The 12,812-nt window shown below is 35.6% G+C and carries 13 protein-coding genes and 2 tRNA genes; 12 read left to right on the top strand and 3 right to left on the bottom strand.

The features are described 5' to 3' along the window. Positions 1-87 precede the first annotated feature (87 nt). The 10 genes from DWW68_RS07680 to DWW68_RS07635 all read left to right on the top strand — a co-directional run bounded on the left by DWW68_RS07680 (position 88) and on the right by DWW68_RS07635 (position 9,706). Positions 88-360: an HU family DNA-binding protein gene (locus DWW68_RS07680; RefSeq protein ID WP_021952154.1), complete on the top strand. Its 273-nt coding sequence runs from the start codon at positions 88-90 to the stop codon at positions 358-360. Positions 361-573: 213 nt separating this feature from the next. Beyond that, the gene (locus DWW68_RS07675) at positions 574-816 is read left to right on the top strand and encodes an RNA-binding S4 domain-containing protein (protein WP_021952155.1); all 243 of its coding nucleotides are present in this window, start codon (positions 574-576) and stop codon (positions 814-816) included. Between the two features lie 73 nt (positions 817-889). Further along, entirely contained in the window at positions 890-1,174 is a 285-nt protein-coding gene (yabP, locus tag DWW68_RS07670; RefSeq protein ID WP_021952156.1) for a sporulation protein YabP, read from the top strand. After that, entirely contained in the window at positions 1,174-1,656 is a 483-nt protein-coding gene (gene yabQ / locus DWW68_RS07665) for a spore cortex biosynthesis protein YabQ (protein WP_118589229.1), read from the top strand. Before yabP ends, yabQ begins: the two co-directional genes overlap by 1 nt. A gap of 4 nt (positions 1,657-1,660) precedes the next feature. Then, the gene (locus DWW68_RS07660) at positions 1,661-1,918 is read left to right on the top strand and encodes a septum formation initiator family protein (RefSeq protein ID WP_021952158.1); all 258 of its coding nucleotides are present in this window, start codon (positions 1,661-1,663) and stop codon (positions 1,916-1,918) included. Between the two features lie 155 nt (positions 1,919-2,073). After that, the gene (locus DWW68_RS07655; RefSeq protein WP_021952159.1) at positions 2,074-3,795 is read left to right on the top strand and encodes a SpoIIE family protein phosphatase; all 1,722 of its coding nucleotides are present in this window, start codon (positions 2,074-2,076) and stop codon (positions 3,793-3,795) included. Positions 3,796-3,929: 134 nt separating this feature from the next. Next, on the top strand, positions 3,930-5,288 hold the full coding sequence (gene tilS, locus DWW68_RS07650) for a tRNA lysidine(34) synthetase TilS (protein ID WP_118589231.1): 1,359 nt from the start codon (positions 3,930-3,932) through the stop codon (positions 5,286-5,288). A gap of 4 nt (positions 5,289-5,292) precedes the next feature. Continuing rightward, positions 5,293-5,817: a hypoxanthine phosphoribosyltransferase gene (hpt, locus tag DWW68_RS07645; protein ID WP_021952161.1), complete on the top strand. Its 525-nt coding sequence runs from the start codon at positions 5,293-5,295 to the stop codon at positions 5,815-5,817. Between the two features lie 19 nt (positions 5,818-5,836). Continuing rightward, positions 5,837-7,660, top strand: coding sequence for an ATP-dependent zinc metalloprotease FtsH (ftsH, locus tag DWW68_RS07640; protein ID WP_243053051.1), 1,824 nt, complete (start codon positions 5,837-5,839; stop codon positions 7,658-7,660). An 18-nt stretch (positions 7,661-7,678) separates the two neighbouring features. Then, positions 7,679-9,706, top strand: coding sequence for an alpha-glycosidase (locus DWW68_RS07635; protein ID WP_118589232.1), 2,028 nt, complete (start codon positions 7,679-7,681; stop codon positions 9,704-9,706). Positions 9,707-9,760: 54 nt separating this feature from the next. Here the strand turns inward: DWW68_RS07635 and DWW68_RS07630 are convergent, their stop codons facing one another. The 3 genes from DWW68_RS07630 to srtB all read right to left on the bottom strand — a co-directional run bounded on the left by DWW68_RS07630 (position 9,761) and on the right by srtB (position 12,265). Further along, positions 9,761-10,018: a hypothetical protein gene (locus DWW68_RS07630; protein WP_118589233.1), complete on the bottom strand. Its 258-nt coding sequence runs from the start codon at positions 10,016-10,018 to the stop codon at positions 9,761-9,763. A gap of 98 nt (positions 10,019-10,116) precedes the next feature. After that, the gene (locus tag DWW68_RS07625; RefSeq protein WP_118589234.1) at positions 10,117-11,520 is read right to left on the bottom strand and encodes an LCP family protein; all 1,404 of its coding nucleotides are present in this window, start codon (positions 11,518-11,520) and stop codon (positions 10,117-10,119) included. Continuing rightward, positions 11,504-12,265 carry a class B sortase gene (gene srtB, locus DWW68_RS07620; protein WP_021952166.1) on the bottom strand — a complete coding sequence of 254 codons (762 nt, stop codon included), beginning with the start codon at positions 12,263-12,265 and terminating at the stop codon, positions 11,504-11,506. Before srtB ends, DWW68_RS07625 begins: the two co-directional genes overlap by 17 nt. Positions 12,266-12,449: 184 nt before the next feature. On the opposite strand from srtB, the gene DWW68_RS07615 reads away from it, so the two are divergent. After that, positions 12,450-12,531 (top strand) — tRNA-Tyr (locus tag DWW68_RS07615). Between the two features lie 29 nt (positions 12,532-12,560). Next, positions 12,561-12,644: transfer RNA gene (locus tag DWW68_RS07610), tRNA-Leu, on the top strand. Positions 12,645-12,812: the final 168 nt, after the last annotated feature.

Below are 12,812 nucleotides of genomic sequence, written 5' to 3'. Positions count from 1 at the left end.
AAAGGATATTAAATAGAGTATAAACTTTATAGATGATGAGAGAAGAATCTCATTAATAATCAAGATAATTATCAAGGAGGAATAACGATGAACAAGACAGAATTCGTAGCAGCTATCGCAGAAGAAGCTGGAATTTCAAAGACAGACGCAGCTAAAGCAGTTAAGGCTTTCACAGACGTTGTAGTAGAAGAAATGAAGAAAGGTGAAAAGATTCAGTTAGTTGGATTTGGTACATTTGAAGCAGCTGAAAGACCTGAACGTCAGGGAATCAATCCTGCAACAAAGGAAAAAATCACAATTCCTGCAGCTAAGGTTCCTAAATTCAAAGCTGGTGCAGCTTTAAAGAACGCTCTTAACTAATTTGTAATATATAGATTTTGAAACACATCAGGTGTTTCGAAATCGTAGTTGACCAGCCATGAAATGGCGTGATTTGCGAAGCAAATTTATGAAACGGTAATCCTACACCGTTTCGTAAGTTATAGTTATTGAAAGCATTGCGTACTTACAACTTTTGTGAGTACGCATTTATTTTTTTTATTATATTTACATTAAAAAAAAGGAGGCACAGAAATGAGAATAGATAAATTTTTAAAGGTATCAAGAATAATAAAAAGACGTACAGTTGCCAATGATGCATGCGATGCCGGAAGAGTTTTAGTAAACGACAAGGTGGTTAAGGCATCCTATGATGTTAAGGTAGGTGACATTATACAGATACAGTTTGGACAAAGAACCGTAAAGGTAGAGGTGTTAAATTTAAACGAGACGGTAAAGAAGGAAGCCGCTTCAGAAATGTATAAGGATTTAAGCTGATAAGGCAACTTAAAAGCATAAATTATGTTATTGTGAATATATTGTCCTATAAGAAATTTGGGGTGGTTATCCTATGGAACAAAGTAATATATCAAAATCTCACAAACTTTCAATGGACAATAGAAAACGCCTTACCCTTACAGGCATAAAAGATGTTGTATCCTTTGATTTAACCCAGATTCTGTTAGAATCAACCTTGGGAATGATTCATATTAAGGGTAGTGACATTAAGGTTACAAGACTTAGCCTTGAAAAGGGAGAAGTAGATATTGAGGGAACGGTAGACAGCATTGTTTATTCAGATGTTAAGGATTATGGAGAAAAAGGAAAATCCATTCTTAAAAGGATGTTTAAATAATGAGCGGGCAGATAAGTGAAGAGGCAATGCTTATACTTATGAGCATTTATGGGGGAATTGTTTTAATAATATGCTACGATGTAGTGCGGATATTAAGGCGGATATTTCCTGCAAAGTTGTTTAGGGTAATAGTTGAAGATGCCATTTACTGGACTTTTGCATCAATATTTATGTTTAACATATTTTTAAGATACAATTATGGAAAACCACGTTTTTTCTCTGTGATTATGGCTCTTGGCACCATGGCGGTTTTTGAATGGATTATTGGCAGGAAAATTATAGATGCTTTAGCATTAAGAATAAAAAAACTTGGCAGAATTTTAGCAAAGCCATTGAAAAAGTTATGTAAAGTGGTTAAACTTATATTTTATAAGGTAATTAAAAATATAAGAGCAAAGAAGGAAAAAAAGAATGCCGGAAGAAAGCGGAAGAAGAGCCACGTCAAGGCTAAACACCATAAGGCAAAAAAGAATAAAGAGTAAAAGAATGATACTTTCCATATCTTTTGTGGTAGTTGCTTTTTGTATAGTAATGGGCATACAAATGTACAACCAGTACAAAACCTTAAATGAACTAAAAGCACAGGAAAGCAAGCTACAGAAGAAGTATGAAAAGGAATTACAGCTGTCAGAGGAACTAAAGGAAAGAGAAGAATATGTAAAGACTGACAGTTATATAGAAGAGATGGCAAGGAAGTTAGGATTGCTTTATCCTAATGAGGTTATTATTAAGCCGGAAGAATAAATTAAAAGGTTTCGAGGATGTTACTAATTAGCAGTCCTTGGAACCTTTTTAAGTTGATGTCGAAAATTATAAGGATTATCAGCCTTTATTTTGACAAAAAAAAACTTTGACAGGGGGTATACTTTCTTGTGTAAAAAATAAGCAAGGAGGGAGTAATGAGCCGAAAAATACTCAAATTATTTTTTCTACTAATGATAGGAGTGGGAACCTGCATAGTCCCAATGCTTGGATTTTTTCCTATAGCAGAAAGCTACTACAGTGCGCTATGCATAGTAAAATTTTTACCTTTTGTGGCATGGCCCATAATGGTAGTTACTATATTTAAGTGGGGGGGATTATTAGCAGCAATAAAATATGGAACAATGATGGCAACAACAGGCTTGTGTGTAAGCGGATATAAAAAAGGAGTGGCCGAATACAATCCATATATTGCGGCGGTAATAGTATCTATAGTAGCAACGGCTGTGGAAGCAATGGACTGGGCTATGAATGGAATGGTTAAGCGGGAGTTATATGGATTAGTTCCTATAGTAATGCTTACATGGTCAACCACCATAATATTTACATACTTTGTAAAAAAGGTTATGTATTATTACCCAAGAGACAAAAATTATCCCGGAGATTACAAGAATCTGGAAAATGAAAAGAATGAGGGAATGATAAGAACATCTGAGGCTTTTAAAAGTCTGGCAACGGAAATAAAGAAAATGTCAGCCTTTGAGCGGAATCAGGAAATTCCTATGGAGGGGGTAATTGAGAGAGAAATTGAAGGAAATATATGCAGAGGGTGTGAAAATGGGCAGATACAGTATTTGGAAAGGGCCAGATTGAATTATCTTTGGTACAACAAAATGTTGGAAACCAGGGAGGCAATGGCGATACAGCTAAATGAAATGGCAAAACTTTTGGAGTATTATACCAAACCCATGTATGATGAAACAAAGGTTTTGTTTGGAATGAATGACTATTTAAAGCATAAGCTAAGAGAAAGAAAAATACTTACCAGAAAAATATCCATTAATGAAAATGGAAAAGGACGGCTGGAGGTTCGCATGATGGCAAAGAAAAGGGCTAAAGGAGACATAAAAGTAGAATTAATGGAAAATGTTGTGTCTGAAGCCTTAGGAAAGAAAATGCGGGCATCTAAGGAGAACATAATGGATTTAAGAGAGGATTTTAGTCAGTATTGTTTCTTTGAGGAAGTTAATTTTATGACAATTAGCGGAACAGCAAGAAGAACAAGGGAAGATGAAGAATGTTCCGGGGATAACTTTACAGTGATGGAAATGAATACGGGACAGACATTTATGAGTATATGTGATGGGATGGGCTCAGGAAAGAAAGCCAAACAATACAGTGAGATGATAATTGATATGCTTGAACATTTGTCTGAAAGCGGTTTTTCTGAAAGTACGTCACTTAAACTGATTAATTCAATACTTCTTGCAGGAAATCAGTGGCAGGAGCCTACTGCGGTGGATATGGCATTAATAGACCAGTATTCCGGTATTTGTCAGTTTCTAAAACTGGGTGCGGCGTGCACATATATTAAAAGAGGAAGCTGGGTGGAATGTATCAAATCCACATCCCTTCCCATGGGAGTGTTTCAGGAGGTGGATGTAGAGGCAATAACAAAAAAATTATATGATGGAGATTTTGTAATAATGATTTCGGATGGCATTGTGGATGCCCTGAAATGTGAAGATAAGGAGGAGGCAATGGGACGTTTGATTATGGAAATAAATACTTCAAGTCCAAGAGAAATGGCATTACATATTTTAAGCAGGACACTGGCAATGACAGATGGAATCCCGAAGGATGACATGACGGTGCTTTGTACCGGAATATGGGAAAAAATTGGAGGAGGAGGAAACTAAATGAACGAAGTTCATTTATGGGAATGTTTCCGACGAATTGCCGCTGACCGAAGGGAGGGGGCGTTACATTATGGAGGAAACTAAATGAACTATATATATTTGACAGAAAAACCACCATAAAGTATATTAGAAATATGGTTGAAAAGGTTTTTAAATTTATAAAAGAAAATAGAATATTTGACAGTGGAGACAGCGTCATACTGGGAGTTTCAGGAGGCGCTGACTCCATTTGTATGCTTACAGTTTTATGTAAACTAAAACATAGATTAAATCTTAAACTTTATGTGGTACATGTTAATCACGGAATAAGGGGAGGGGATGCCCTGGAAGACGAAAACTTTGTGAAAGAATTTTGTGAAAAGGAAAATCTCTCTTTTTTTCCATACCATATTAATGTGCCTGAAATAGTAAAGAAAACCGGTATGTCGGAGGAGGAAGCCGGCAGAAGGGAAAGATACAGAATTTTTTATGAGCTGGCAAATGAACTAAAGTCTGATAAAATCGCAGTGGCACACAATTTAAATGACAATAGTGAAACAATACTGTTTAATATGTTCAGAGGCACGGGAATTAAGGGAATGACAGGCATTCCGGTACAAAGAGACAAGATTGTGAGACCGCTTCTTTGTGTAACAAGGGCAGAAATTGAAGCATATTTAGACAGTTTAAACATTAGTTATTGTATGGATATAACAAATAAATCTACAGAATATACAAGAAATAAAATCCGATTGGAGCTTTTGCCCTATATAAAAGAAAATATAAATAAAAAAGCTGAATATAATATTGTAAATGCGGCTGAAAAATTAAGTGAAATTAATGATTATATGGAGCAGCAGGTTGATGCAGAATATAAAAAATATGTAAAGGGTAATTTAATTTTAAATGAGGGAGAATTTCTCCATCCCGCTGTTAAAAATCAGGTTATAAGGCGGGTTATTGAAAATCAGGCAGGCTGCCTTAAGGACATAATGGATGTTCATGTAAGGGACGTTGCCACATTATTTAAAAGTCAGGTTTCAAAAAAAATAAATCTTCCATATAATCTTATTGCAGTAAAGGAATATGACGGAGTTATAATAAAAAAAGCTGAAAATAAACAGCAGGATTTCAAGGAAAAAGTCCTAATTGATAAGGGCAGGATTTTTAAAGACGACACAGTAGAAATTGTTAGTGAAAATAATGGATTTAACAGGGAAAATATAAAGGAATTAGTATATACGAAATGGCTTGATTATGATAAAATAGATAAGTTAATTCTGAGAACAAGAGCTAAGGGTGATTACATTGTAATTGATGATAACGGCAGGAAGAAAAAACTCAAGGAATATTTTATTAATGAAAAAATAAAAAAAGAGGATAGAGATACCATGCCGCTGTTAGCTGACGGAAACCATATTGTGTGGATTCCGGGATATAGAATCAGTGCATATTATAAGGTTACACCGGAAACAAAGAACATTATAAGAATAAATTATAAAAATAAGGAGTAATACTATGAGACACAAAATAGCAGAGTACATTAGTGAGGAAAAGTTAGACAAAAGAATCAGGGAACTGGCAGCTCAGATAAGTAAGGATTATGCCAAAAAGGAAATAAGATTAATTTGCATTTTAAAGGGAAGTGTTTTTTATACATGTGAACTGGCAAAGAGAATAACAGTTCCGGTAACACTGGATTTTATGAGTGTTTCAAGCTACGGCTCAGGAACTGAAAGCTCAGGAACCATTACAATTAAAAAGGATTTAGATGAAAGCATTGAAGGTCTTGATGTTATTGTTGTGGAAGACATAATTGACTCAGGAAATACATTAAGCAGACTTATTCCTATGTTAAAAGAGAGAAAGCCTGCAAGTCTTAAGGTTACTACATTGTTAGATAAGCCGGATAGAAGAGAAGTAGATGACGTAAACGTTGATTACGTAGGATTTGAAATTGAAGACAAATTCGTAGTAGGCTATGGTCTTGATTACGATCAGAGCTACAGGGATTTACCATATATTGGAATAGTAGAATTATAATACATTTAAGGAGGCAGATTTGAACACATTAAAAAGGGGTAGTCTTTCAAAGATATATATTGTGGTTCTGATATTAGTTATTGGATACGTACTTTATAATATCGGTGGAAGTCTTATAACCAGCGACTATAAATACAAAGATTTCTTAAATGACATGAAAAATAAAAATGTCAGTGAAATCACCATAAAACAGAATAAGGAAATTCCTACAGGAAAGATTATTGTTAAATTAAAAAATGACGAGACAAAAAGTATTTATGTTTCAGATGTAAATAAAGTATCTGATGATATTGAGGAAATCAACAATAATGTTGGAACAGACATCCGACCTTATTTAGAGGATGTAAGCAGGGACAGCATTTTTCTTACAACTGTTTTGCCAATGATTCTTTTAGGAGTTGTGGTATTAATTGTTTTTATGATGATGAACGCCAACGCTAATGGTGGCGGTGGTAAAATGGCTAACTTTGGAAAAAGCCGTGCAAAGATGGTTATTGATATCAAAAACATGGATTTCTCAAAGGTTGCCGGTTTAGAAGAAGAAAAAGAGGAATTGGAAGAAATAGTTGACTTCCTTAAGAATCCTAAAAAATACATTGATCTTGGGGCAAGAATCCCTAAGGGTGTACTTTTAGAGGGACCTCCGGGAACAGGTAAAACTCTTTTGGCTAAAGCAACTGCAGGAGAGGCAAAGGTTCCGTTTTTCACTATTTCAGGTTCTGATTTTGTGGAAATGTTTGTAGGTGTAGGTGCATCACGAGTAAGAGATTTATTTGCGGAAGCAAAGAAAAATGCACCATGTATTGTATTTATTGACGAAATTGATGCCGTTGCAAGACGACGTGGAACAGGTATGGGTGGTGGACACGATGAACGTGAGCAGACACTTAACCAGATGTTAGTTGAAATGGATGGTTTTGGTGTTAACGAGGGAATTATCGTTATGGCTGCAACAAACCGTGTGGACATATTAGATCCGGCTATTTTAAGACCGGGACGTTTTGACAGAAAAGTTATGGTTGGAAGACCTGACGTTAAAGGAAGAAAAGAGATTTTGGAAGTTCATGCCAAGAATAAGCCTATTGGTGACGATGTTGATTTACAGCAGATAGCACAGATCACATCAGGATTTACGGGAGCTGATCTGGAAAATCTTTTAAATGAAGCTTCAATTCTTGCTGCCAAGGAAGGAAAGGCATTTCTTACCCAGGAAGAAATTAATAAGGCAATGATTAAAGTTGGAATTGGTAAGGAAAAGAGAAGCAAAATTATATCTGAAAAAGAAAAGAGAATTACTGCATACCATGAATCAGGTCATGCAATTCTTTTCCATGTACTTCCGGATGTGGGACCTGTTCATACAGTTTCCATTATTCCTACAGGTGCAGGGGCAGCAGGTTACACTATGCCTCTTCCGGGAAAAGACGAAATGTTCTTAACAAGAGGAAAAATGATTCAGGATATTATGGTAAGTTTAGGCGGACGTATTGCTGAAGAACTTATTTTAGATGATGTTACAACAGGTGCATCTCAGGATATTAAGCAGGCTACGGCTACGGCAAAAGCCATGGTTACTAAATACGGATTTTCAGAGAAGCTTGGACTTATTAATTACGATGACGATTCAGATGATGTATTTATCGGAAGAGATTTGGCACATTCAAAGGGATATGGGGAAAATACTGCATCAGCTATTGATCAGGAAGTCCGTGACATTGTAGAAGATTGCTACGAAAAGGCTAAAGCAATAATAAAAGATTATATGGAACAGCTTCATGCTTCTGCAAATCTCTTAATGGAGAAGGAAAAAATCGGTCAGGAAGAATTTGAGGCATTATTCTAGAAAAGAAGGTTTTATAAGATGAACAGACGGAAAGAAGCTTTATTTCACGATGGAACACAAAGGTTTTTAAGATATGACGAAGAAAAAGGCATATATACATTTGTTCTTAGAACGGCAGCAGGGGAAGTAAATGAGGCTTTTTTATGTATTAGAAATACAGAAATGAGGATGTGTTGTGAAAAGCATGAAGGAAGTTTCGACTATTTCAGCGTAAGTCTTGCGTTGCCGGAAAAACTGGTGAGATACCATTTTAAGGTAGCGGATAGTCGTAAGATTTTATTTTATGATGCATCAGGTGCAAGTGAGTATTGTTCAAATGAGTGGGAGTTTGAGTTTACTCCCGGATTTACCACACCGGATTGGGCAAAGGGTGCAGTAATGTACCAGATTATGGTTGACCGTTTTTGCAATGGGGATAAGTCCAACGATGTGGTAAATGATGAGTATATATATATTGGACGGGGTGTGTCCCATGTGGATAACTGGAGCGAGCCTTCGGCAGTAGATGGGACACGGCAGTTTTATGGAGGAGATTTTCAAGGGGTAATAGACAAACTTGATTATTTAAGCAAATTAGGAATTGAGGTAATATATTTTAATCCTATTTTTGTTTCGCCTTCTAATCACAAGTATGATATTCAGGATTATGACTTTGTTGACCCTCATTTTGGAAAAATAGTAAATGACGGTGGGGGTACAGTAGCCCATTATGCATCAAATAATTTTTCTGCAGATAAGTACAAAATCAGAACAACTGATTTAGAAAATCTTGCGGAAAGTAATAAATTATTTATTAAACTGGTAAAAAAAGCCCATGAAAAGGGAATAAAAGTAATTATAGACGGTGTTTTCAACCACTGCGGTTCATTTAATAAATGGATGGACAGAGAGGGAATATATCGGGGAAATAAAAATTACCACCCGGGAGCCTATGAATCTAAGGATAGCCCTTACAGTTCCTTTTTCAAATTTGGAAATGAAAGCTGGCCGGATAACGGAAGTTATGAGGGCTGGTGGGGATTTGACACATTGCCAAAGCTTAACTATGAGGAAAGCGAAAAACTATGTGAATATATTCTTAACATAGGTAGAAAATGGGTATCACCTCCTTATAATGTAGACGGCTGGAGATTGGATGTGGCAGCAGATTTAGGACATAGCGAGGAGTTTAACCATCAGTTTTGGAGAAAGTTTAGAAAAGCCGTAAAAGAGGCAAATCCTAATGCAATTATTTTGGCGGAGCATTATGGTGATGCAAATGCATGGCTGAGGGGAGACCAGTGGGATACGGTAATGAACTATGACGGATTTATGGATCCTGTATCATGGTTTCTTACAGGTGTGGATAAGCATTCTGATAATTCAAATCCTTCGATGCTGGGAAATGCTGAGGCTTTTAATCATGCCATAAAGTATTTTTTATCAAGACTTCAGACGGAATCGTCGTTAGTTGCCATGAACGAATTGTCTAATCATGACCATTCAAGGTTTTTAACAAGAACTAACAAAATGGTAGGTCGTGTGGCAACATCCGGAACAAAAGCGGCACAGGAGAATATCAACGAAGCCATTTTTAAGCAGGGTGTAATAATGCAGATGACTCTTCCGGGAGCACCAACCTTGTATTACGGTGACGAGGCGGGAGTCTGTGGATGGACTGATCCGGATAACAGAAGAACCTACCCATGGGGGAAAGAAAATCTGGAAATAATGGAATTTTACAGAGAAGCAATTGCCCTTCACAGACATAATAAAGTGCTAAAAACAGGTTCCTACAAACCACTTGCAAGTAACCAAGATCTAGTATGTTATGGACGTTTTGATGATAAGGATGCTGTGGTCACTGCCATAAATACTTCTAATGGTGATATGGAGATAAATATTCCGGTTCTAATTCTTGGAAAGGAAGATGATACAGTATGGGAGAGACTTATAGAGACGTCAAGAGAGTTCTATAACTGTGGAAGGATAAAAACAGCTCAGGAAGACGGACATATTCATATACGTGTTCCCGGTCAAAGTGCAGTTGTGTACAGAAGTATATAATATAAAAAATAGTTCCAACAAAATGTTGGAACTATTTTTTATATTAAAATTAAATTATTCAGCCTCTGAAAATTTCTTCTTTGATACTAATGCAACGCCGGCTGCTGAAACAACAGCAACAAAACCTAAAGCAATGTTAGCACCTGTTTTTGGTGATGTCTGTGAAGTGTTTCCACCACCACCGTTACCTGTTGTAACTTCCTCATCAGTTGGGATAACAGTTGCTGATGGGCTTACAGCTGCGAAACAGTTTACTGAAAATGCAAAAGTCAATATCAATGTAGCTAATAAAGCAAGTAAATTCTTTTTCATAAGTTTAACCTCCATAACTAAAATCTTTCTAATATCTTATACCATTATACATTAATGAAATTAAAAATCAAATATTTTTTATAACAAAACTAAATCTATTATTTGATTTTATTATAATATATATCAAGTATCTTTTCAAAAAAGTCGTTTTTGTCTAACTTAAACTCAGCAGAAGCATCCCCTGTTACCATTTTATATTCACCTTTGGTGGTTATCATGTTAAGTCCTGAATAGTTAGTGGCAAGGGATGATGCCAAATAAGTCATAATATTAGGATTTATGTTGGTAACCGTGTATTCAGAACTATCCTGATAAAGCTTAAGTGGCAAAGTAAAGTCATCCTTTATCGCGGGCACAATCTGAGAAGTAAAGGAATTAAGATATAGCCTCTGACATGACATACGTCTTAGGTTGTCATCAAGCAGGGTTGTATCCCTGTGTCGTACAAACTCCTCTGTTAAATCACCTTTTAAGGTAATGGATTGTCCCTTTGTAAAGCTTCCAAAAGTATACTCAGGTGTTACCGTAACCCCACCAATATCGTCATTTATTACTTTAATAGCAGAAAGGTCGATAGCATAGTAAGCATTAATTGGAATGTTGTATATTAATCTTTCCACGGCAGTAACCTGATTTTCCGCACTGGTGGTTTTACCGTCGCCATAAGCATAAGCAAGACAAATTTGTTTTGTTTCTGTATCGTAATATTTGCCGGCAGCATTGTATCTGATAACCTCTGACATGGTATCTCTGTTTAAACACAGAACTTTAATATGTCCGTTAGAGGTATCATATGTTAATAAATAAAGTGCATCCGCCTGACCGGCTGTTGCTGCTACTGCATCGTCTACTAATTTACGTTTGTCGATACCCATAAACAGTATACTTGCAATATTATCATTAAATTCATATGTATGACCATTGTAATAAACAATACGTCCATTATTTTCGTAATCAATATCCTTAGGGAAACTCATATTAACATTGTCATAGTTAAGAAGTTTTTTCTGACCTAAATATCTCATTACGAAAAATGTTACTACAATTCCCAGAATAACACACAGTAAAAAGATTAATATGCCAAGAAAAATCTTCTTCTTTTTGCTCATGCGTTTTTTCTTATTATTTGTTTTGCTGTTTCCTCTTGAAAGATGCCCCTTATTAAATTTGTGATTATCACTTGAATGAGATATATCAGAAGCTTTATCATCTGATTCCCCGGATGAATGAGAACGATGGTGATGTCTGTGCTTGTAATTTCTTTCAATTGTATCCCAATCAACCTCAAAAGTTTCACCATCGCCATTATCATGAATTACATCGGTATTGTGATGATAATGTTGGTGATGATGGTGTGAGGAGTGAGCATCACTAACCTCTTTTTCAGTACTACTTTCTTCTTTGTCTAAATTGTGGGAAACAGTGTTATCTGTATTATCCCCGGCATTGCTTAAATTTTCTAAATCTTTGTCCTCAGTTAAAGAATTAATTGGTTTGCTCATCCTTAATTAAAACCCCCTGTACTAAATATCGTGTATTTTCAGCACCATTGGTGCAAGTGCTAAGTGTTATTATTTTACTGTTTATATCAAGAGACACTTTCCTGATATTTTTTGAAAGAGAATTCGGATTTGTGGTATATTCAAAATATTTTTTTAGAACTTTTTTGTCGCTAAGCTTAAAGGCATTAAGAATATGTCTGTCATCGTATACATAAGCTGCATAAATTTTATAGGTTAAACGGTGATTTGGCATATAAATATAGATATATTTGTTTTTCTTAAAAAACTTAGCATCTTCAAATTTATGAAGTGACTTAAACATAGAACCGTTAAGCATATTATGCCCGTATAATACGGTTACAGGGTCGGAATAATCCTTTGCATTTTGCTTTTCCGTATAAATAGCACCGGCAAATTCGTTTTCCCTGTTTACATTATGGTTAAGATAAAAGTCATCAGATAAATTTTTACCCGGCTGTACTACAGGATAATCAACGTTAGTGTTAGGAATATATATCCATGAATAAACGTCGGAATTTTTTTCCTGCAACTTAACCCAGTTTATATTGTGATTTTCTACGGTATTAACCAAAGTGGCAGTATTCGTTTCTGTTTCAGGATTAATGTATTCTGCGGAATTTCCACCGTCACTTAGAAAGTAGGAAATGATTTTATAACCGCAAATTACACAAACAATAACTGCTACAATAAAGGTTACACCCCAAAATAATTTTTTCTTATTCATTTTGTAGTATTGTTCTCCTATATTTGCCTCTGGATTATAAACAGTATAGTATCAATATAGCTTTGTGTCAAAGATTAAAATGAAAAAGAAAAAGATTTGGTGAATATAATGGAAATAATTTGGAATATGTAATAAATGTTGTTGCACTTTTTTAAGTAATGTGATATAAATATATATTGTGAATGGGCAGATTCCCGAGTGGCCAAAGGGGACAGACTGTAAATCTGCTGCAACTTGCTTCGGTGGTTCGAATCCACCTCTGCCCATTATATTAATGATTATTTCATTAATAAACGCCGGCGTGGCGGAACTGGCAGACGCGCAGGACTTAAAATCCTGTTGTGGCAACACAGTACCGGTTCGATTCCGGTCGCCGGCATAAGAAAACCTTTCGTTATGATAATCATGACGAAAGGTTTTTTTACGTGTAAGGCAGAATTCTGTTATTAAACTAAGTTGTTGAAAAAATGAAGTATCATATAAAATTATTTACCGGGGCATTTACAAAAACAAAAAAACAGTGAAGCCATGAACACTTCACTGTTTT

The organism is Eubacterium sp. AF16-48, from assembly GCF_003479405.1.
GTDB lineage: Bacteria > Bacillota > Clostridia > Lachnospirales > Lachnospiraceae > Eubacterium_G > Eubacterium_G segne.
This window is presented reverse-complemented; position numbering and strand designations above follow the sequence as displayed.

Coding starts and splice junctions, on each gene's coding strand:
- yabP (WP_021952156.1), top strand. CDS start 890: ATGGAACAAAGTAATATATCAAAATCTCACAAACTTTCAATGGACAAT.
- tilS (WP_118589231.1), top strand. CDS start 3,930: ATGGTTGAAAAGGTTTTTAAATTTATAAAAGAAAATAGAATATTTGAC.
- DWW68_RS07655 (WP_021952159.1), top strand. CDS start 2,074: ATGAGCCGAAAAATACTCAAATTATTTTTTCTACTAATGATAGGAGTG.
- yabQ (WP_118589229.1), top strand. CDS start 1,174: ATGAGCGGGCAGATAAGTGAAGAGGCAATGCTTATACTTATGAGCATT.
- hpt (WP_021952161.1), top strand. CDS start 5,293: ATGAGACACAAAATAGCAGAGTACATTAGTGAGGAAAAGTTAGACAAA.
- srtB (WP_021952166.1), bottom strand. CDS start 12,265: ATGAATAAGAAAAAATTATTTTGGGGTGTAACCTTTATTGTAGCAGTT.
- DWW68_RS07675 (WP_021952155.1), top strand. CDS start 574: ATGAGAATAGATAAATTTTTAAAGGTATCAAGAATAATAAAAAGACGT.
- DWW68_RS07660 (WP_021952158.1), top strand. CDS start 1,661: ATGATACTTTCCATATCTTTTGTGGTAGTTGCTTTTTGTATAGTAATG.
- DWW68_RS07680 (WP_021952154.1), top strand. CDS start 88: ATGAACAAGACAGAATTCGTAGCAGCTATCGCAGAAGAAGCTGGAATT.
- DWW68_RS07625 (WP_118589234.1), bottom strand. CDS start 11,520: ATGAGCAAACCAATTAATTCTTTAACTGAGGACAAAGATTTAGAAAAT.
- DWW68_RS07630 (WP_118589233.1), bottom strand. CDS start 10,018: ATGAAAAAGAATTTACTTGCTTTATTAGCTACATTGATATTGACTTTT.
- DWW68_RS07635 (WP_118589232.1), top strand. CDS start 7,679: ATGAACAGACGGAAAGAAGCTTTATTTCACGATGGAACACAAAGGTTT.